Annotated in this window: 20 protein-coding genes; 9 read left to right on the top strand and 11 right to left on the bottom strand. The window is 37.5% G+C overall.

The features are described 5' to 3' along the window. Positions 1–56: 56 nt before the first annotated feature. From rfbA to BN990_RS05480, 7 genes are read left to right on the top strand one after another with little or no spacing between them, the layout of a single operon-like run. Positions 57–983, top strand: a complete 927-nt coding sequence (rfbA, locus tag BN990_RS05510) for a glucose-1-phosphate thymidylyltransferase RfbA (RefSeq protein ID WP_038242855.1) — start codon at positions 57–59, stop codon at positions 981–983. After that, positions 980–2,020, top strand: a complete 1,041-nt coding sequence (gene rfbB / locus BN990_RS05505) for a dTDP-glucose 4,6-dehydratase (RefSeq protein ID WP_306465030.1) — start codon at positions 980–982, stop codon at positions 2,018–2,020. The genes rfbA and rfbB overlap by 4 nt, the downstream gene beginning before the upstream one ends. Beyond that, positions 1,996–2,961: a glycosyltransferase family 2 protein gene (locus BN990_RS05500; protein ID WP_021289235.1), complete on the top strand. Its 966-nt coding sequence runs from the start codon at positions 1,996–1,998 to the stop codon at positions 2,959–2,961. Before rfbB ends, BN990_RS05500 begins: the two co-directional genes overlap by 25 nt. A gap of 4 nt (positions 2,962–2,965) precedes the next feature. Next, positions 2,966–3,655 carry a GNAT family N-acetyltransferase gene (locus BN990_RS05495; RefSeq protein ID WP_021289236.1) on the top strand — a complete coding sequence of 230 codons (690 nt, stop codon included), beginning with the start codon at positions 2,966–2,968 and terminating at the stop codon, positions 3,653–3,655. Positions 3,656–3,657: 2 nt separating this feature from the next. Next, the gene (locus BN990_RS05490; RefSeq protein ID WP_021289237.1) at positions 3,658–4,014 is read left to right on the top strand and encodes an EamA family transporter; all 357 of its coding nucleotides are present in this window, start codon (positions 3,658–3,660) and stop codon (positions 4,012–4,014) included. Between the two features lie 4 nt (positions 4,015–4,018). Further along, on the top strand, positions 4,019–5,149 hold the full coding sequence (rffA, locus tag BN990_RS05485; RefSeq protein ID WP_038242853.1) for a dTDP-4-amino-4,6-dideoxygalactose transaminase: 1,131 nt from the start codon (positions 4,019–4,021) through the stop codon (positions 5,147–5,149). Next, positions 5,109–6,809 (top strand): DUF6044 family protein, encoded by a 1,701-nt coding sequence (locus tag BN990_RS05480; protein WP_306465031.1) that lies wholly within the window; start codon positions 5,109–5,111, stop codon positions 6,807–6,809. The genes rffA and BN990_RS05480 overlap by 41 nt, the downstream gene beginning before the upstream one ends. A gap of 45 nt (positions 6,810–6,854) precedes the next feature. On the opposite strand, the gene BN990_RS05475 is transcribed toward BN990_RS05480, so the two are convergent. The 7 genes from BN990_RS05475 to BN990_RS05445 all read right to left on the bottom strand — a co-directional run bounded on the left by BN990_RS05475 (position 6,855) and on the right by BN990_RS05445 (position 15,289). Then, positions 6,855–7,979 carry a GntR family transcriptional regulator gene (locus BN990_RS05475; RefSeq protein WP_021289240.1) on the bottom strand — a complete coding sequence of 375 codons (1,125 nt, stop codon included), beginning with the start codon at positions 7,977–7,979 and terminating at the stop codon, positions 6,855–6,857. A 180-nt stretch (positions 7,980–8,159) separates the two neighbouring features. Then, positions 8,160–8,984, bottom strand: a complete 825-nt coding sequence (locus tag BN990_RS05470) for a carbohydrate ABC transporter permease (protein WP_021289241.1) — start codon at positions 8,982–8,984, stop codon at positions 8,160–8,162. Between the two features lie 12 nt (positions 8,985–8,996). Next, positions 8,997–9,902 carry a carbohydrate ABC transporter permease gene (locus BN990_RS05465; RefSeq protein ID WP_051739152.1) on the bottom strand — a complete coding sequence of 302 codons (906 nt, stop codon included), beginning with the start codon at positions 9,900–9,902 and terminating at the stop codon, positions 8,997–8,999. A gap of 83 nt (positions 9,903–9,985) precedes the next feature. Beyond that, positions 9,986–11,347, bottom strand: a complete 1,362-nt coding sequence (locus BN990_RS05460; protein ID WP_051739030.1) for an extracellular solute-binding protein — start codon at positions 11,345–11,347, stop codon at positions 9,986–9,988. A gap of 214 nt (positions 11,348–11,561) precedes the next feature. After that, a complete protein-coding gene (locus tag BN990_RS05455; protein WP_101953528.1) occupies positions 11,562–12,017 on the bottom strand; it encodes a hypothetical protein in 456 nt (151 codons plus the stop codon). A gap of 116 nt (positions 12,018–12,133) precedes the next feature. After that, entirely contained in the window at positions 12,134–13,720 is a 1,587-nt protein-coding gene (locus BN990_RS05450; RefSeq protein WP_038242845.1) for a lipase family alpha/beta hydrolase, read from the bottom strand. A gap of 159 nt (positions 13,721–13,879) precedes the next feature. Then, positions 13,880–15,289 (bottom strand): hypothetical protein, encoded by a 1,410-nt coding sequence (locus BN990_RS05445; RefSeq protein ID WP_021289246.1) that lies wholly within the window; start codon positions 15,287–15,289, stop codon positions 13,880–13,882. Positions 15,290–16,081: 792 nt separating this feature from the next. Here BN990_RS05445 and BN990_RS05435 point away from each other — a divergent pair. After that, complete coding sequence (locus tag BN990_RS05435) at positions 16,082–16,540, top strand: CoxG family protein (protein WP_038242841.1); 459 nt, start codon at positions 16,082–16,084, stop codon at positions 16,538–16,540. A gap of 92 nt (positions 16,541–16,632) precedes the next feature. Further along, the gene (locus BN990_RS05430; protein WP_021289249.1) at positions 16,633–17,505 is read left to right on the top strand and encodes a YitT family protein; all 873 of its coding nucleotides are present in this window, start codon (positions 16,633–16,635) and stop codon (positions 17,503–17,505) included. 82 nt (positions 17,506–17,587) lie between these two features. On the opposite strand, the gene ilvA is transcribed toward BN990_RS05430, so the two are convergent. From ilvA to leuB, 4 genes are all read right to left on the bottom strand, one after another. Then, the gene (ilvA, locus tag BN990_RS05425) at positions 17,588–18,547 is read right to left on the bottom strand and encodes a threonine ammonia-lyase (RefSeq protein WP_038242839.1); all 960 of its coding nucleotides are present in this window, start codon (positions 18,545–18,547) and stop codon (positions 17,588–17,590) included. A gap of 69 nt (positions 18,548–18,616) precedes the next feature. Further along, entirely contained in the window at positions 18,617–19,201 is a 585-nt protein-coding gene (gene leuD, locus BN990_RS05420) for a 3-isopropylmalate dehydratase small subunit (protein ID WP_021289251.1), read from the bottom strand. A 12-nt stretch (positions 19,202–19,213) separates the two neighbouring features. Next, on the bottom strand, positions 19,214–20,620 hold the full coding sequence (leuC, locus tag BN990_RS05415) for a 3-isopropylmalate dehydratase large subunit (protein WP_021289252.1): 1,407 nt from the start codon (positions 20,618–20,620) through the stop codon (positions 19,214–19,216). Positions 20,621–20,638: 18 nt separating this feature from the next. After that, complete coding sequence (gene leuB, locus BN990_RS05410; RefSeq protein ID WP_038242838.1) at positions 20,639–21,745, bottom strand: 3-isopropylmalate dehydrogenase; 1,107 nt, start codon at positions 21,743–21,745, stop codon at positions 20,639–20,641. Positions 21,746–21,759 lie beyond the last annotated feature (14 nt).

Genomic DNA, 21,759 nt, shown 5'->3' with positions numbered 1-21,759 from the left:
TTCCTATGTTTAAGGTTAGGATTAGGAAGTATCTTCCAAGTACAAGGGGTGTTACGATGAAAGGTATTATTTTAGCAGGTGGAAGTGGAAGTAGATTATCTCCAAGCACAGATAGTATTAATAAGCATTTACTTGCAGTTTATGACAAACCAATGATTTACTATCCGTTATCGGTTCTAATGCTTGGAGGAATGAAGGACATTATGATTATTAGCACGCCCGAGGATAAACCGAGATTTGAAGCTTTATTAGGAGATGGATCATCGCTTGGAATTACATTAACCTATAGCGAACAAAAAGATCCCAATGGTATTCCTGAAGCTTTAACTTTATCGGAAGATTTTGTTGGTGATGATGATGTGACATTAATTCTTGGCGATAATATTTTCTATGGTCAAGGATTTACAACATTACTTCGCAATGCAATAAAGCATCATAAATATGCGACTATTTTTGGTTATCGCGTCAAAGATCCACGTCGGTTTGGTGTAGTAGAATTTGACCACCGACAAAAAGCTATAACGTTAGAAGAAAAACCAAATGATCCAAGATCTGATTTTGCCGTCACTGGCCTTTATATCTATGATAATCAAGCTGTGAAACTAGCAAAGAAATTAAAACCATCTGCACGAGGGGAACTAGAGATTACTGATCTAAATAGAGCGTATTTAAAACGTGGACAATTAGATGTTGAACTTCTTGGCAGAGGTTTTGCTTGGATGGATGCAGGCACCCATGAATCATTATTTGACGCAGCTGAATTTGTTAAAATCACACAACAACGCCAAGGATTTAAACTTGCATGTCTTGAAGAAATTGCCTATTACCTTGGTTATATCTCTAGAGAAGCATTATATAACAAGGGAAAATCAATGGAGAAAAACGATTATGGAACGTATCTCCTAGAAATAGCGGATCGCAAGCATACACAACAATATTGGGATTCCATTGATCGTAATCCAATGCTGGGACTGGTTGAATGATGAAAACAAACGAAACTACCATTTTAATTACCGGTGGTTCGGGGTTTATTGGTTCTAATTTTATCCCTCATTTTATGAATAAACATCCAAATTATAAAATTATTAACCTAGATAACCTTACGTATGCTGGTAATCCATTACATTTAACAGAAGTCAGTAATTTATCTAACTACCATTTTATCCATGGCGATATTGCAGACGAACAACTAGTTACCGACATATTCGAGCGTTATGACATCCATGGTGTAATTCATTTTGCAGCTGAATCACATGTTGATCGATCTATTAATGATGCAAAACAATTTATCCACACCAATGTTAAGGGCACAATGGTTTTACTACAGATTGCTAAAAATAATTGGGAACAGAAGCACGAATTACACAACCGAAGATTTCACCATATCTCAACAGATGAAGTGTACGGATCACTTGGTAAAACGGGGAAATTTACAGAAGCAACACCTTATAACCCCAGAAATCCATATAGTGCGTCCAAAGCTGGTTCAAATATGCTAGCAAAAAGCTTTGGATATACGTATGGAATGAATGTCATCGTAACAAGTAGTTCAAATAATTATGGTCCGAAACAGCATCAGGAAAAATTAATTCCCACGATTATTCGAAAAGCTCTAAACGGAGAAGCAATACCAATTTATGGTGATGGCTCCAATATTCGTGATTGGATCTATGTATTGGATCATTGTAAAGCACTTGACCTTGTCTACCACCATGGCCAATCATTAGAAAAATATAATATTGGGGGCTCTAATGAACAATCTAATATTGCAATTGCGCAGCAGATTTGTAGCATCTTAGATGAACTTGTTCCGGAGTTAAAAACGGAGCACGGGATTTCTAGGTATGAAGAACTTATCACCTTCACAAAAGATCGGCTTGGACATGATCAACGCTACGCCGTCGATGATCAAAAACTACGCACAGAATTGGGCTGGCAACCTGTGGAAGAATTCCATACAGGTCTTCAGAAAACAGTAGAATGGTACGTTAATCAATGGTCGAGAACAAAAACCCATTAATTTCTGTTGTTATTCCGGTCTATGGTTGCCAAAAATGTCTACATGAACTATGCAACCGAATCAAATCGACAATAGAAGCAATTCCAGCCCAATACGAAATAATTCTAGTTAATGATGCTAGTCCGGATAACGCTTGGCCAACCATTAAAGCATTAAGCAATGAAGATAAACAAATACGCGGGTTTAATCTAGCTCGTAACTTTGGTCAACACCACGCAATCACAGCAGGTTTAGATTATACTAATGGAGACTTTATTGTCGTCATGGATTGTGATTTGCAAGACCGTCCAGAAGAGATAAAAAAATTATATGAGAAAGCATTAGAAGGCTATGAAGTCGTTTTTGGAAAACGAATGGAACGAAAAGACACTTGGTTTAAGCGAATTTCATCAAGAGCCTTCTATCGAATCTATGATTATTTTACTGGAGGAGCTTCTGATCATACGGTGGCCAATTACAGCATGGTAACCAAAAAAGTAGTGGAAGGATATCGCCACATGCGAGAACAGAATCGTTTCTTCCCATTATTCCTACAATGGATGGGGTTTGAAAGTACTTCTATTGCTATTGAACATGATGCACGTAAAGAAGGGAAGTCTTCCTACAATTTAAAGAAATTGATTACACTTGCCACCGATGCTATTATTTCACAATCCAATAAGCCTTTAAGGCTATCTATTCAATTCGGATTCCTTATTTCATCCGTGTCATTTATTTATGGCATGTACTTATTTGGCAGGTATTTTTTCCTTGCTGAACCAGTACAAGGTTGGACCAGTGTAATGGTATCTATTTATTTCATCGGTGGATTGATTTTTTTTAATTTTGGTATTCTAGGATTGTATATTGGGAAAATCTTTAACGAGACGAAAGATCGACCGCTCTATTTGATAAAAGATACGACAGACAAGGAAGAAAATCAAACGAACAAACGGAGCTGATAGAATGAACACATTTTTGAAACCAACCCCTTGGGATAAACGGAACTTTCATATTAATACCTATGAGCTTACAAGTGCTTCAGAGGAAGCCCTACAAGAGACAAATCAAATCGAGGGGCATTTTACATTAAAGATTGATCCTACCGTCAATACAGAGAAGTTGCATAAATATGGGTTTTACTATACAGATACGTTAATGGAACCAGTATGTAAAAAAGATAGATTACAATTATTTGAGCAAGAAGGTATCGAACTTTCTAGAGAATATGATAAAACACATATATTAGAAATCGCTGGAGATGTTTTTACGAATGGACGTTTTCATCGCGACTTTCATATCCCTAACTTCATGGCCGATCATCGCTATAAAAACTGGGTAAATGACCTCATTCAAGCGGACAAAATTGTCGCGCTAATTTATGAGAATCATTTAGCTGGGTTCTTTGCCTATGAAGGAGATAAAGTCTTGCTCTTAGCAATGGATAAATCCTACCGAGGAAAAGGTCTTGCTAAGTCGTTTACAAGCCATTGTGTCGCAGAATTATTTCGTATAGGTAATTATGATGAGGTACGTACATCGATCTCCCCTTCTAATTCGGCATCGTTAAATGTGTTCATTTCTTTAGGATTCCGATTAAATGGAGCAGTCGATGTCTATCATAAATTAAATGGTACGTTACCAGTAGGAGTGTAACCATGGGTTATCTATATATTTTAGGAACCATTGGATTCACGGTGTATGGTCAATTAATTCTAAAATGGAAAATTGACCAATATGGTAGTCTGCCAGATGCCTTCATGGATAAAGTTATCTTCTTACTTCAATTATTACTAAATCCGTGGATTCTATCTGGATTATTCTCTGCTTTTCTAGCAGCGCTGTGTTGGATGGCGGCGATGACAAAGTTCGATATTAGCTATGCCTACCCTTTCATGAGTCTTTCTTTTGTGCTCGTGTTTATCCTATCTGCGCTTTTCTTCGGGGAACCAGTATCTGCACAAAAAATTATAGGATTTTCCCTCGTAATTGTAGGCATAATTATAATGAGGTGATAGGATGATTCCGTTTAATAAACCTTGCGTGATTGGTTCTGAGATACACGCAATTCAACAGGTTATAACCGCTGATAAACTATCTGGGAATGGAGAATTTGGGAAGAAGTGTATGAAGTGGCTGGAAGAACAGCTAACATGTGAGAAGGCATTACTTACCCCCTCTTGTACTGCCGCACTAGAGTTGACGGCATTACTAACAGATATACAACCAGGTGATGAAGTAGTCATGCCTTCTTATACATTTGTATCAACGGCGAATGCCTTTGTACTACGTGGCGCTTCCATTCGATTTGTTGATATTGAGCCATCAACAATGAATATTGATCCACAAGCTATCGAAAGAGCGATTACCGAACATACGAAAGCAATTGTGGTTGTTCATTATGCTGGTGTAGGCTGTGATATGGATACCGTTTTAACCATAGCAAACAACCATAATTTATGGGTGATTGAAGATGCTGCCCAGGGCTTAATGAGTACGTATAAAGGCGAATCACTAGGTACAATTGGCCACCTAAGCACGATTAGCTTTCATGATACAAAGAATTATACTTGTGGCGAAGGCGGGGCATTACTGATTAATGACGCTTCCCTTATTGAACGAGCAGAAATGATTCAGGAAAAGGGAACAAATCGCTCCCAATTTATTCGTGGAGAAATTGACAAATATACGTGGAGGGATGTAGGTTCTTCCTACTTATTAAGTGAATTAAATGCAGCTTATTTATCCGTACAGTTCCAGCACGCGAACGAAATTAATCAGAATCGACGACACAGTTGGGCTCAATACAACCATGGATTGATGAATTTACAACTAGATGGTGCAATTGAATTACCAACCATTCCTAATGTATGCGAACATAATGCACATATGTATTATATTAAATTGGAAAATGAAATGGAAAGAAACCAATTACGACAATTTTTAAAGCAAAACCATATTACCGCAGCTACACATTATGTGCCTTTGCACACTGCACATGCTGGCAAACAATTCGGTTTATTTGTTGGAGAGGATAGGTATACAACAACGGAAAGTGATCGCTTATTGCGGTTACCGCTTTATTATGGAATAGGAGAAGAGGCAATAAATGATGTGGTCAACAAAATACAGCAATACTTCCAATCCTAAACTATGGGTAGGCATTGCTTGTTTCGTCATCATCGCCTACCTCATGCCTTACTTTATATTAGGGGAAGATACTCATATTCGTGTCCATGACAATTTAGATTCGAATATTGTATGGTATCAATTACTTGCAGAAAGCGGACAAATTTTTAGTTTAACGGACACAGTACTTCCTAACGCGATTAACGGCTTACCAAGAAGTGCTCTACCATCTGGATTAGATGCAATGGTTTGGTTATACGCCATTTTTGAACCAATGACGGCATACACGATTGGACAAACCATTATGCGGTTTACAGCTTTCTTCGGTATGTACTTCTTACTAAAGCATTTTACCTCGTTTGGGAAAGAGATACCAATCATTACAGTTGGGGCCTCGTTAGGCTTTGCGCTTTTGCCATATTGGCCATCCGGTATGCTATCCATTGCTGGATTACCACTAGCATTATTTCTTTTCCTAACGATTCGGAAATATGGGAAAGCAACACCGTGGTATTATTGGCTAACGTTACTGGTTATTCCATTTTTATCTAACTTTGTTTTAACCTTCGTTTTCTTTTTAGCCATGATGGGAGTATTTTGGCTTCTCGATTGGCTTCGCAGGAAGCACGTGAATTGGCCATTTTTTATTGCAATTGCAGCCATGACAAGTGTTTATGTAATTAAAAACTACCTATTAATTACTTCGATGTTTTTTAGTTCTGGGTTTACTTCTCATCGTGATGCGTTAGATTTAGGTCATAATTCTTTCCAGCGAAGTATTGAATTATCATTGGAGAACTTCCTCCATGGTCATACCCATGATATGGCACAACATTATTGGATTATTTTTCCGGTTATTGGTATCGCCTTAATTGTTGCTGGTTATCGGAATGTAAAACCAAACTGGCTTGTCGGGTTATTTTTCTTTAATTTACTGCTTTCTATCTGGTATGCGTTCTGGTATTGGGAAGGTTGGCGTATTGTTAAAGATAACTTTATGATAGCCAATACCTTTAACTTTGCACGAATACATTTTTTTGATCCGGCAATCTGGTATATTTGTTTTGCTTTGGCATTGGCTATATTTTGGAAACATTTACGATTTGGCAGGGTAATTACCATTATTTTAATAATTGCGCAATGTGGGTTGGTTTTATTTCCGTTAAACGAAGAAACCAAATATAATTTAATTGGAACACCCACATTTAAGGAATTTTATTCAGAAGATTTATTTGACGACATCCAGTCCTATATTGGTCAAGACCCTAAAGATTATCGAGTGGTAAGCATCGGAATGCATCCGACTATCGCTCAATACAACGGGTTCTATACGCTGGATACATACAATAATAGTTTTCCATTATCGTATAAACATACGTTTCGAGAAGTTATCGCAGGTGAGCTCGATAAAAACCCATCATTAGAAAATTATTTCGATACGTGGGGTGGCAGATTGTATATGTATGTTGCTGAACATGGCGAGAACTATCTCTATACAAAGCATCGCAATGATCCAATTGAACAACTGGATATTAATACGGAAGCATTAAAGGATCTTGGCGGAGATTATATTCTGTCGGCTGTTCCTATTGGTAATGCAGAGGAATTAAATCTCACGTTAGAGCGTACATTCGAACAATCTGACGCTGCTTGGAAAATCTGGCTTTACCGTGTAGATTAATGGAATCGCGCGAGTCAATAAGACTTGCGCGATTGTTGTATAAAATCAGACACCTGAATCATCCTTAACAGCACAGCTACTCGTAGTGGGCCCAATGATTAACTTTGCTGGAATACGTTCATTTACAATTTGACTTTCCCCGCTATACATCGCTAATAACCGTTGGGTGGCAAGTTTTCCTAGTTCATTTTCATTCTGTTTCAAATGTGTGAAGTTCCATTCAATCGTATTCCATGGTGGACTATCAAAACAAATAATGGACATATCATTAGGTACCTCTATGCTTAATTCTGTTAAGGCGACTTTTGCTAATACTGCTATTTTATATTCTAAAGCAAACAATGCCGTTATATCCTGATGTTTTCGAATAAAATGTTTAATAACCTTAATATCTTCTTCCTTCGCTGCCAGTGGTGTTGGCAACGTACTTTTTAAATCATAACACCATATTTTTCGATTAACACGTAACTGTTTTTCTGAAAAAGCTTCGACAATTCCATGTAACCTGTCATCTATAGTAGTTGTCTTAAAATAATATGGCATTAGAACACCAATTTCTTGATGCCCTTTATTAATTAAATAGTCTATCCCTTTTTTAGCCGCTGCTTTATTATCCGTTGATACAGAATTAGCAGCTATCCCCTTAAATGATCTATCAATCAAAATGAATGGGAATTTATTTATAACCATTTTCAAGATTTCTGAACTATAATGTTCAGCTTTAGCTGGAAATACTATTAAACCTTCGACCCCATCGTCTAATAATTCTTTAACTAGCTTCTCCTCATTTTCCGGAATGCCAAATGAACATTTTAATATAAAATGACATTTATCCCTCGATCCTTCTACAATTGATGTAATAAGGCCACTACCAAAACTGTCATCAAAAGCAGTTACGATTAAACCAAATAATGGTTTGCCCTCACTTTCAGCATGTGAACTTCTAGTTTCCATCTGATTGGAATCTTTAACGAAAGAGCCTCTTCCTCTTTTTCGGTAGATAAAACCTTCTTCCGCTAACTTCTCTAACGCTTTTTTACTAGTGATTCTACTAACTTGAAACGTGGTTGCTAGCTCTTTTTCCGATGGTACTTGATCTCCAGTTTTATATCGTTCGGATACAATATCTTTTTTAAGAGATTCATAAACTTGTTCATATAATGGTTTCATTTGTTCACCTCAACTAATAATTGTCCACATATATAACCGTTTCCTCATCGAAATAAAATATCCTCCACTACAGTGGAGGTATGTTTAATTAAATGAAATGATTTGATTGATTATACTCAAGTTCCTCCCTAGGAAAGAAATGTTTATTTCATCCTATGTTTCTAAACCGACTTGTATTGATTATCCTTTTGTCGCCCCGCCTAAGCTGAAGCCTTGAGACATAAATCGCTGGGAAAACAGATAAAGAACAACTGCAGGCATGGTATATATAACAGAGAAGGCGGCTAACTTCCCATATTCCACCATTCCATAAGTTCCAAAGAATTGATAGATCGTTACAGAAGCAGGAAATTTATCTGGAGTTTGAATCAAAATGTACGGCACAAAGAAGTTTCCCCAACTCATTGAAAATGTAAAAATGGCGACAGTACAAATTCCTGGTATCATTAACGGGGCTACAACTTTCCTAACCCCTTTCCATATAGAAGCACCATCCACCCATGCGGATTCTTCTAAATTAATTGGAACGGAATCCATAAAATTTTTTAACATCCAAATGCTATAAGGCAGACCTGAGGCAGTTAAGAATAACATGGTTCCAAATAAGGAGTCTTGTAGATTCAAAAAAACAAATAATTGATAAACTGGCACCATTACTGCTGTTATTGGTAATGAAGTCATAAATAAGATCGTATACATAAATGGCTTCTTATACTTTTGTGTATACCGAGATAATGGATAAGCAGCTAATACGCCTACAACAACAACTAATATAGATTGGCCTAATGATAATCCTAAGCCAATCATAAAAGAACGAATATTTGCTGGGTCTGATAATATAGAAGTGTAATTGGTAAATGTTATTTTATCTGGTAATGTTAAAGCTTGTTGTGCATTTTCATCAATAGAAGCGAAAATAACCCATAATAGCGGAAGAAGGAAACAAACCCCTATAACAGATAAAATTATATAAGGAACGGCTACTTCCAGTTTTATCTTTTTCATGTTTATCCCTCCTTATATCTGAACTTTCATAGATCGGATATAAAATAAGCTTGCGATTATTCCAATTACAAGTAAGACTAGTGAGATAGCCGTACCATATCCTAATTGATAATTAACAAATGCTTGATTATACATAAAGATCGGTAATGTTTGAGTCGAGGTTCCTGGTCCTCCTCCAGTCATCGTGTAAATTAACGTAAATACACCAAGCGTTTGAAGGGTAACTAAGATCATGTTTGTTACAATCGTTCCTTTTACAATTGGGAGGACAATTTTAGTCAAAACTTTTATCTTTGACGCTCCATCGATACGTGCAGCCTCCTCTAATTCTGTTGGAACATCATCTAAGGATGCTTGAAACACCATCATGGAAAATGCGGTTCCATGCCAAATATTTGCAATACAAACACTTATCATGGGGAATGTATATAGCCAAGTAACTGCACTTAGACCAATTGCGTTTAATATCATATTCAATGTGCCGCTATCATTCAAAAATGCAACCCAACAAAATGCCACTACAATTTCAGGGGTTACCCACCCAGCGATAATGATAATACCGATAATTCTTCTAAATGATTGCTTTCTCCCCTTCATTAGAAGTGCCAACAGAAATCCTAATACTTGCTGACCTATAATTGCTGATAAGAATAGGAAGACAATAGTTTTTAAAACGCTTATTCTAAAATTCGCATCATCAAACATTGCAGCAAAGTTTTGAAAGCCTACAAAATCTATGTTCTGTGCCTGTGTTCCAGTTAAAGCAAGATTCGTAAATGAAAAAAACACGGTTAACAAAATCGGACCTACAAAGAAAAGTAATAATAATAACCAAGAAGGAAGTAAGAATACGATGGAACGCAGGGCCTGTGGTCTTTTAAGTCTCCCTTCTTTCGTAACATAGTTAGATGCATTCATATTCAAGCCTAACCCTTCTCTCCAAATCTTATTTTGCTTATATTAAAAGCTTCCTCCCGCGCTATAGAAGGAAGCTTTAAAATCTATCTCTCTGTGACATTGTCCTTCCCAACAATTTTTGTAACTTCTTTTTTATACATCTCTGTCGCTTCCTCAGGCGTAATTCTATCAGTCACTACATCTTCTACCAATGATTGAATTACTGTTGATACATTAGGATATTTATCAACAGCAGGGCGAAAATTGGTATGTTGAAGAAATTCTGTAGCTTCTTCAAACATTTCTATCTCCAAATAAGATTTTTCTTTAGCGACATCCTCTCTTGGAGTTAGGTTTCTATCGATTAATTGAAGCTTCAAATTATTTTCTTTTGTTGATGCCATTTTAATAAATTCCCAAGCCATATCTTTATTATCTGAATTTGCTGGTATAGATAATGCCCATCCGCCAGACATTGACGTCGTACCTGGAGATTGACCATTCTCTGTTGGCATAGCAGCAAAACCTAATGTTTCAAATGCTTCAGGCCATGGAGCAGGTCCACTTTCATGCCATGTACCTGCCTGCCATATTCCATCAAGACCTATTGCTAGATTCCCATTTGGCATTAATTCTTGATAGGCAATACTACTACCTTGCCCATTTAACACTTGAGAAAGATCTGGACCTAGATCTTGTTCGTAAACCTTATCAATAAATTTGAATGTATTTAATAATCCATTACTCTTTACAATCCATTTTTTATTTTCACTATCATATAATGGATCGCCTGTTCCATAGAGCAGCATTTCAAATGTTTGCATGGATGTTGCTTCACCGGTAGCCTTTCCAGAATTCATCCAAATTGGAACTACTTCATCTGACCCTTTTTCTTTTATTGCTGTTGCAGCATCTAAAATATCTGACCAGGATTTTGGTTCCCACGGGATAGAAATACCAGCCTGCTTTAATAATTCCTTGTTATACCATAATCCCCTAGAATCCGTATTATAAGGGACACCATAAATCTTTCCATCTTCAGCAATCACGCCGTCTTTTACATTTTCGGTAAAATTATCCCATTCTCCCCACTTCTCAATACGACTATCCAATGGCTCAAGATAACCGGCACTTGCATCAGAATTAACCATAAATGTATCTTCCGTCACAATATCTGGAGCAGCGTCTTTTGATTGTAACAGTAAAGATACTTTAGCAAAATAATCCCCTTCACTAACTTCTAACGGGGCTAAATTCACCGTCACATCTGGATATTTTTCATTAAATTGAGGTATTATTTCGTTATTTAACCAATGTATTAACCCACTATTCGTACCGCCACCTGAGCGAAATGTAATACGAAGTTCATTATCTGAATCCGTATTATCTTCATTGGAACATGCAGCAATTAAAAGTAAGCAAACAAGCAGACAGCCATATCCAAGTATCCTATACCACTTTCTCATAAAATCCCCCTTAAAGCCTATTTGGTAAACGTTTTCATTTAAGTGGAATAATTGATATATCAACTCCTTTAAATGATATATGAATAACATATTATATATATATTATTAGTACTGGCGAAAATGAATCAATTTAAAATTATCCAAAAAAAAAAGACCACATTTAGGTCCGCAAAAGGATAATTATTTATTGAACGTTAAAACGAACTGGTTAGGGCTAACTGTCCATATTTTCATAATCCCATAATAGCTTCCATTCTCCTTCTACTTCAGTCATATACACATCTTGTATCAATGTAGAGTTTCCATATTTCCCGTTAAAATGTTGCGAAACGGTAATGCGATAAACGGTGGGAATTGGTTCTTTATCAACAGCAGGTAACCAATTTTTTATTTCTTCTACGTCTTCGAAACTATATGTAAAATGCAGAACGCCAAAGTAGTTCATAATCACATCTGAACGATCTTGAATGTACGTTCCTTTTGGGAATTTTTCTTTCATTAATGGATGCAACATTTCCCATGACTCGGCAAAGGCACCGCTTTGTTCATAAGCATAAAATTCCTCTGCTGCTCCCTCTGCTTGATTTTCTGGTGATACTAGAACGATAAAATAACTAATGCCAGTAGCAAGGGTAGCCAGAATAATTAATGGAATAAGTAATTTTTTCAACCGTCCCATCTCCTTTTTATCTCTGCTATCATCTTATTCTAGCTAGTCTCAAATTATTATAGAATCTCTGGCAAATAAAAAGCTGTTACATCTACTGTAACAGCTTTTTCTATTCGTTAATCTGCAGTATAGATACTATCGATAAGCGTCCGTTCAAATGGAAAACCGGAACGAGTCTCTCCTTTCACATCAATGGTTATATTATAAGATTGGTTCTTTTTTAGGTTAGACAATTCACTGCTAAAGTCGAGCGTCCCGCTTTTTTTCCATGTATTTGCGGTTGAACGATTCCCAGATTCAAGCACTGTATAGGTTGCTTGCAAACTATCTTGTTTTACTTGCGCTGAATCTGCTTGTATTTGGTAGTTAAATGTAGATGGCTTACTTTTCTCACTGATCTTTTTTATTAATGGAAGATCTTTTTGTTTATCAAACTTGGTGACTAGTAAATAAGCACTGTCTTGATTACTGCTTAATTTCACTTTCCAATTCCCCTCAGGAGGATTTTTCACTGCAATTCGATACGACTTTGCCCCATAAAATATTCCACCTGTATCATGTGTCGTTACTTTTTTTGCTGAGTAGGATCTTCCGGTCGGATCAATTAATGTTAAATCTTTGAGATTATGTCCAGCATACACAAGTAAATCAATACTTTCTACACCATCTTCAACGACTAGTTCCTGTTGTTCGGGATTCCCTTTCGTGATGGCATTTCCTCGTATCAATTGATTCGATACTGGAGCCGATGTCGGCTTTACAGCTTTCGTTAGTTCGGGCCTTACTGCTACCTGTTCATCCATAATATAATCGTCCATAAACGGAAAAATAATTTCGGTTTTAATCGATAGATGATCCCATTCTCCAATCGCTATTTCTTGTCCCTCTGGCAAACTACTGCTTACCGCAGTAACAACCCCATCATTTTCACCATAACTGGACAGATAAACACCACCATACCATGTAACCGATAGAACACTACCCCAATCCATACCACCGAATGTGTAATAATCATTATAATACGCATAAGGCTGTTCATCTATTTCAGATCGAAAATGCGTCATACGACCGGTCTCTACCGCCGTCGTTCCTTCACCTTGAAAGCCTAGTAGATCTGCAAGCCATCCTGCCCAATTACTGTTTGCTAAGTCCGCCAATTGCGAACCATGATGAGGACTTGATAACGTAATAATATTGTCGACATAACGCCAAGCACCATAATAAGCGGCAGCAGTTTGAGCATCGACTCCCCCTTTACTATAAGCCACCAATGTAATTGGCCGTCCATTAAAATGCGCCGAAATCTCCTCAATTTTTTCAGCTAATAACATACCGTTGTCCCACATATCAGCTGATGCACCACCAGCATCATATAGTTGTACGAATGCTGTCTGATAACCAGCTTCATAGGCAGCATGATACAGCCCATCTTCCTCTTCCCAAAAGATTTGTGCGACATTGTTTAAACCAGGTACGAATAATAATATCGGTGCATTTTCAACCGGATTGACTGGTGCCTGGCCAACATACCAATCGCCAGGTGTTTCTTCATTTCCATTACCACCCTTTCCCATCAATACGTTTTCTTCCCCCTTGCCGACTAACCTTGGATTAGCTAACCCTTTCGACTGGGCAATTACATAACACGGAATGGATAATACGATTAAGCTGAAAAGCAGCATAACGACAATGCGAATCGTCATCTTTTCTCCTCCATTCTACTTTGTAATGTATATCGAAACACCATTTTTTAAATGATGGGATTAGAACTGTTAAATGAATATGTTATAACAAGCCCTGTTAAGAACTTCTCTATTCTAAAAAAACAGCTGAATCTATGAGTAGAGATTCAGCTGTTTTTTCTAAAGATGGATCATCGTCTGCACATAGATTTGTACCATGATATAAAAGACAATCGCATATTTAATATTAAAGCGAATACCATTTTTAAACCCATTTAATCCATTTGATGCACTTAACATAATGACTGGCATAATGAGTGGTGAAATTAAAATGGAAATCACACTACCAGAAGTAACAGCTAACACGATTAATTCCGGTGGGTATGGCAATGCTATATTTTCTAATATTCCAGCAACCAATACCATGACGGTTAATGGCCCCATTCCTAGAAACCCTAGTAAAATGACGATAAACGGAAGTAAATATAAAAAATTAATAAACGGTAATAACTCTTGTAGTGCATAGACCCCATCTACCACTTTCGTGGCAAAATTGGTTTGGTTAAGGGCAAATATTAACACCCCAGCAGCCAGCATAATACTGAGCTGGTACGATTGATTTGCCAAGCTTGTTTGAAAATAAATTTTTGCTTCCTTTGCAAATTTTCTTGGTTTGTTTTTAACTGCATAATATAAGCAGGTCCATACCAAGATGGTTAATGGAATGACGATCATCAAATCAGCAGAAAACAAACCATGGATGATAAAGATCGACCCGAATAAACTAAGAAATAAAACGACAAATTCAATAACCTTTCTCTTTCGTTCTTCTAATGGATCGGCATGACGTAACACTTCATCAATTTCTTGCTGCAACTCATACGTCAAATTTACACCATAATGCTTTTCTTGGAAATAAGAAAATAGAACCGCGATCATGATCCCACATATGGCAATAAGAAAGCCTTGCAGAATACAAATCCAGAGGGAAGCATTCATTGTTTCTACTGCAAATATAAAGCTAGGAATGCTAATTACCCACATCGTAGATAAAGCGAAAGCACGTAAGAGTGCGGTCCCCTTAAAGTTTTCCCATGCTTCGTTTCTTTTCTTCTTCAAAATCTGATTAATAAATTGATACATCATGGGGATTGCACCGAATAAAAGAAAATAGGAAAATATTTGGGTTAACGACATCATCCCCAAATAGAACTTCCGACTGGTATTTAAAAATCGATGCGCCATTCCCATAATGTCTTCAATATATGGCTCCTCTCTTAATACCCAGCTAATCATTGGTACAATCACAAGTAAACCGACAATACTTCGCATCTGCAAGAATCCGCCATACAGTCCTTTCCATACAGAACCTTCAGCAAAAAAAAGAATGATAAGTCCAGCTGCAAATAAGAAAAGCGGCAATTTAAATTGGCGTAATGTTTTCGAAAGCCCTGCAAATAGAAGGATCAAAAATCCTAAGACAGCTAAGATAGAAAGCAACGGTTCTACTTCAAGGAAAGTCGTTACAAAGTGGAGAAGTGTATAGGAAATAATGGAAATCCTTAACCCCCATTTGATGACTGACTGCATACACCCCATCTCCTAATCTAATTAATATTATTTACCTTCATTAGGATAGCGTTTATCTAACGATTACACAAGCTATTTCGACTTTCGAATTATTATATAATTGATTCACCTTTCCTTTGCAAACAGCTAAGATTCAATATAAGATGTCCTGTCCTATCCCACATCCCATTCCTTCCACGCTAATGTGCCACAAGTAGTTTTTTCCTATCATCGTTAATCCTAGTCGATAACTCTACCATTTACCACTTCTGACTAAGATATTTTTCAAGTTGTTTATGTAATAGAAAACTAGATGATAGGAGACCATGATAAGGAACACCCATGTTACTACATTGCTTATTATATGGTTTGAAATTTGATTAACCACCCAGTTACCCAGGTAATATAGCAAAAAAGTTGCAGCTATAATGATGCCCATAAAAGAACCGAACACTTGTAACATATTACCGAAAGTAAGTTTTTTAATTATATCCCTATTTTTAATTAAGCTTTGAATTAGTACAATCAATGTTAATATAACCATTACAATATCGTTCATCATGTCACCCCATAAAATAATGTCCTGCAGACCGCTCAGATTTTCTGACGTATTTGGTAAGCATCAGACCATCCCCTTATTCAACGATTTCCATGTTGGTAATTATTTCAAAATCTTAAGCATAAAACAATTCCGTCTTTATCATCTATTATGCTGACAGGCATCATTCATAAAAAATAACTTCTAATGCCACCATCTCTGCATATACATGAAAGGGTGTGTAACCATCGTTGATTAACAGGGAGGTTTTGGATTTGCCGAGCGGTATTTGTGAACGTCAAGTTAATATTCCTATTGAAAACATATGGCGCTTTGTTAGTGATATGAATAACTGGGCTCCTCTTGTTCCCGGCTATCAGGAACATCGCATTATTAATATGAAACAATCGATTTGGATCTGTAAAGGTGATCTAGGTATCATCCAAAAAACCGTTCGTTTATCCATTTGGATTACCGAGTGGAAACGTCCAACCAAAGTTGCCTTCACTCTTTCTAGCGGAAATGAACAAGTAATGGGTAACGGCTATTTTCAAGCAGTAAAGATTTCAAAAGATAAAACAAAAATGATTGGTTCCCTAACAATTACTGCAAAAGGCATAAAAGGAACGATGATCAACTCTGTACTACGCCCATTTATTCCGAAAGCAACTGCTGATCTTACCGATGCAGTCATTAGACAAATACAGAAGAAAGAAACCGTTGTTATGCATTGATTGACAGGTTTTTCCTCTCTTAAGTTCGACAGTTTAGATCCTTCATGTTAGAATATAGCCGTCACAAGGCTATCAAGAAAGGATCTATCGTTATGACAGGATTAACTAAAAATATGAATAAAACCGTTTTGTCTTATACTCAAATTATTTTTGGAGCCACACTTGTTGCATTATCCTATAATTTATTTTTACTCCCATCAAAATTAGCGGCTGGCGGAATCTCAGGAATTAGTACAATTCTTTATGAGGTATATTCTTTAAGCCCGGCTTATAGTCAATTTCTAATTAATATACCTATCTTTATTATAGGACTACTCACCTTGGGAAAAGATTTTGGTTGGAAGACCTTAGTAGGTACGTTTTGGGTGCCGTTTATTATCTGGTTAACTGGCGACATCCCTTTTACCGTAACAAACCCTTTACTTGGTGCCATTTATGGTGGAATTATTCTAGGTACAGGGCTAGGAATTGTGTATAAAGGCAATGGTTCGACAGGTGGGACAGCAGCGATTGCCCAGATTGTAAAAAAATTCACTGGTCTATCGAGCGGCTACTCCCAATTAATCGTTGATGGATTGGTCGTTATTTCTTCTATCATTGTCTTTAATCTTGAATTAACATTATTTGCCTTAATGTGTATCTATATTACTAGCAAGACCATTGATATTGTGCAATTACAGACTTCAGCATCCAAGTTAGTTATGATTATTACAGAAAATGAAGAGCACATTCAGAACATCATCCGTACCGAAATCGATCGTGGATTAACAAAAGTACGCTCCGTTGGTGGATACTCTCATACGGATAAAACGATGATCCTATGTGTAGTCGAACAACAAGAAGCAGTCTACCTTAAAAAGATACTCCAAAAAGAGGAACCAAATGCTTTTGTTATCTTCTTAAATGCTTCAGAAATATTAGGTCGGGGATTTTCTATTGATAAATATTACGGACAAAAACTATAGTTAGTTGAAAGCTTCTAATGACAGAAAACGGACTAAAAAAGATTCATCCACGAAGAGATGAATCTTTTTTATGTTTAAAGAGTTATGAATTAACTAATATTGGGTGATGCAATCGATCGGCGAGTTGTTGAATTTGCGGCATTGTACCAATATCCATATTACCGCCACTAACAATGACGCCACAATGTCGGGACTTAATTTGCTTATTGTGAGCAAATAATGCTGCTAAAGCAGCTGCACCTGCACCTTCCATTAACGTTTTATTCCGCTCTAACATATAAACAATAGAGGATGCAATTTCCTCATCAGAAACGGTAACCATCTCATCTACATATTCTTTAATAAGTGGTAATGTGCGTTTTCCCGGCTTCTTCACAGCAATCCCCTCTGCGATGGTGTCGACTGATTTTAAGTTTTGACTTCGACCGGTATGGTAACTGGAATGCATAGCTGCTGCTCCAGATGCTTGCACCCCAATTATTCTCAAATTGCGGTTGACATATTTGGCAGCAACTGCAATCCCACTTATTAATCCACCACCACCAACTGGAACTAGAATCGTATCGATTCGATCTTCCTGTCGAAGCATTTCCATGGCAATCGTTCCTTGACCAGCCATTACATCATAGTCATCAAATGGGTGAATATATTCTGCTCCTGTTTTCATTTGATGTTCTACCGAGGCTTCATATGCCTCTTGAAATGTTTCTCCAGTAAGCACAACTTGCGCTCCATAGTTCCTGGTTGCATTCACCTTAGCTAAAGGAGTTTTTTCTCCCATAAATATGGTTGCCTTCGCACCTAATTTCGCTGCGGCATAGGCGACACCTTGAGCATGATTGCCGGCTGAAGCAGTGATTACGCCTTTTTTCAATTGCGCTTTGGTTAATTGCATTAATTTAAACGTGGCCCCTCGAAATTTAAAAGCACCCGTTTTTTGCTGGTTTTCCATTTTAAAATAGACATGTTTTCCCAAAAGATTATTCGTTGTCTGCGATGTTAATAATGGTGTTCGATGCACGAGTGGGACCAGCCGCTGCATCGCGGTGTGAACCTTTTCACCTGTTAAGCAATTCCCAATTCCGTCACTCTCCTTGTTCAGCTATTCCTATTATTTCTTCATACTTGTTTCATAGTCTGAGATTCTATCTTCATAATGAAGTGTTAGCGAGATATCATCCCATCCATTCACTAGTTTCTCTTTATGATATGCAGGGATCTCAAAGGGATATTCCTGATCATCTTCAATAATTAGTTGTTTTTCGAGATCAACTTCTAGTGCTAGATTCCCAGTTTCTGCATCTTCCATCCATTGCCTTACTTGATCTTGGTCTAGTCGAATCAAGATGATTCCATTTTTTAAAGCATTATTATAGAAGATATCTGCGAAACTTGGAGCAATAATAACACGAAAGCCATAATCTAACAAAGCCCAAGGTGCATGTTCTCGTGAAGATCCGCATCCAAAATTTTCTCCGGCAATCAAAATAGATGCATTCTGATACCGTTCTTTGTTTAAATCAAAATCACTTCGTGTATTGCCCTCATCATCAAATCGCCAATGATAAAATAAAAATTGGCCAAACCCTGTTCGTTCGATTCGTTTTAAAAACTGCTTCGGAATAATCTGATCTGTGTCGACATTGGTTCGATTCAATGGGTATACGAAGCCCTTATGCTCTTTTATTGCTTCCATTTCACTCCTCCTTTACAACGGAACACCTGCGTAGTCACGAACATCAACAAACCGTCCCTCAATAGCTGCAGCTGCAGCCATTTCTGGGCTTACTAAATGGGTTCTAGCACCATTTCCTTGCCGTCCTTCAAAATTACGATTTGATGTAGAAGCACATCTTCCTTCAGGTGGTACAATATCATCATTCATTGCTAGACACATGCTGCATCCAGCTTCACGCCACTCAAAACCTGCCTCTTGGAAAATTTTATCAATTCCTTCTTTTTCCGCCTGCAATTTGATACTAAAAGAACCGGGTACAACAATCGCTCTTACATTCTGATGTACCTTTTTTCCACGGACAATTTCAGCTGCACGCTGCAAATCACTAAATCGAGAATTTGTACAAGAACCAATAAATACATGATCGATCTCAATTGACGAAATAGGTTGATTTTCTTTAAGTCCCATATACATCAAGGCGCGTTCAACATCGGCTTTATATTCCACTTCTTTTAGATTAGGCGTCGAGCCGCTAACAGGAACACACATAGAAGGATTTGTGCCCCAAGTTACTTGCGGTTCAACTTCATCCCCACGAATAATTACTTGTTCATCATATACCGCTCCATCATCTGTAGCTAATCCTAACCATTCCTGTGAAACTTTCGTAAAAGCCTCGCCATCTGGTACATGCGTTTTTCCTTTTAAAAATTCAACAGTTGTTTCATCCGGGCTTATTAAACCAGCTCGAGCACCAGCCTCAATGGACATATTGCAAATTGTCATACGACCTTCCATTGATAGATTACGAATAGCCTCTCCAGTATATTCCATCACATATCCTGTTCCAAATCGAACACCAAATTTTGCAATGATTGCCAGAATTAAATCTTTAGCCGTTACACCTGGTCCTAAATCTCCCTCTACATGCACATTTAATGTTTTTGGCCGTTCTTGCCAAATGCTTTGTGTCGCTAAAACATGCTCCACTTCACTTGTACCAATTCCAAAAGCCAATGCACCAAACGCACCATGTGTAGAAGTATGACTGTCTCCACAAACAATCGTTTTACCAGGTTGCGTTAAGCCCAACTCCGGTCCGATAACATGAACAATTCCTTGATCGGGATGAAACATATCCGCTAATGGAATATTATTTTCTTCACAATTTTTCTTTAATGTTTCCATCTGCTTTCGTGAGATTTCATCCTTGATAACATCTCTGTTTTTCGTAGGGACATTGTGATCCATCGTTGCAAAAGTCAGTTCTGGTCGCCGAACCTTACGACCGTTGATTCGCAGACCTTCAAAGGCCTGCGGGGACGTTACTTCGTGAACCAAATGCAAATCAATATAAAGTAAGTCTGGCTTTCCTTCTTCCTGATGGACAACATGTTTATCCCAAATTTTTTCTATTATTGTTTTTGGTTTTCCCATTATCTTCACCTCCAGCCATCAGGCATATGAGTTACAAATACAGTTGGAAACACTGTTGCTTGAAAGATTTCCAATTACGGTATCTGTCATTTCTTTCGTCCCTACTTTTATTCCATCCTTTATACTCAAATCAGGTGTATGATAACCTTGATCCAATGTCTCTTGAACTGCTTTTTCAATTTCATCTGCTTCTTCTTGCATATCAAATGATTGCCGAAGCATTAGAGCGGTAGACAAAATCATCCCTAACGGATTTGCAATCCCCAGGCCAGCAATATCTGGTGCAGAACCATGAACCGGCTCATATAGACCAACACCATCTGTACGTATGCTTGCTGAAGGCAGCATCCCTAGAGAACCAGTTAAAACAGAAGCCTCGTCACTCAGAATATCTCCAAATAAGTTTTCGGTTACAATTACGTCAAATTGATTTGGCTGGGTAATTAATTTCATAGCTGCTGCATCTACAAGTAAGTGATTTACTTCAACATCTGGATAGGATTTGCTTTTTTCTTCGACAATCTCTCTCCACAATCTACTTGATTCTAGTACGTTCGCCTTGTCAACAGAAGTAAGTTTTTTTCTTCTTTTTTGTGCTGTCTGGAAGGATTTATCAATAATTCGTTCCATTTCCTGTCGAGAATAATACAACGTATCTACCGCGGCATTTCCATTTTCTACCCGACTTTTCGGTTCACCAAAATAGAGGCCACCGGTTAATTCCCTGATAATTAAAATATCGCTACCTTCTATTATTTCTTGTTTTAAAGGAGAGGCATGAAGTAAAGGAGCAAATCCTTTAATTGGTCGTAAATTGGCAAATAAATCTAAAGCTTTGCGAATACCTAATAGTCCTTTCTCAGGACGTTGATCACCGGGAAGCGAATCCCATTTTTCTCCACCAACCGCCCCTAACAATACAGCATCGGACCCTTTACACGCTTTAATTGTTGTCTCCGGTAACGGCGTCTGATATTGATCAATCGCCGTACCCCCAATTGCATGTTCATGAAATATAAACTGATGACCGAAATTAGCTGCGACCGTATTTAACACTGATTTTGCAGATTCCATAATTTCTTGGCCAATTCCATCACCCGGAAGTAAAACAATCTCCCTCTTCATACACGCTCCTCCTC

Source organism: Virgibacillus salexigens (assembly GCF_000723585.1).
Taxonomy (GTDB): Bacteria; Bacillota; Bacilli; order Bacillales; family Amphibacillaceae; genus Virgibacillus; species Virgibacillus salexigens.
Note: the sequence above shows the minus strand (reverse complement) of the source record. Positions and strands in the feature narration are given on the sequence as shown.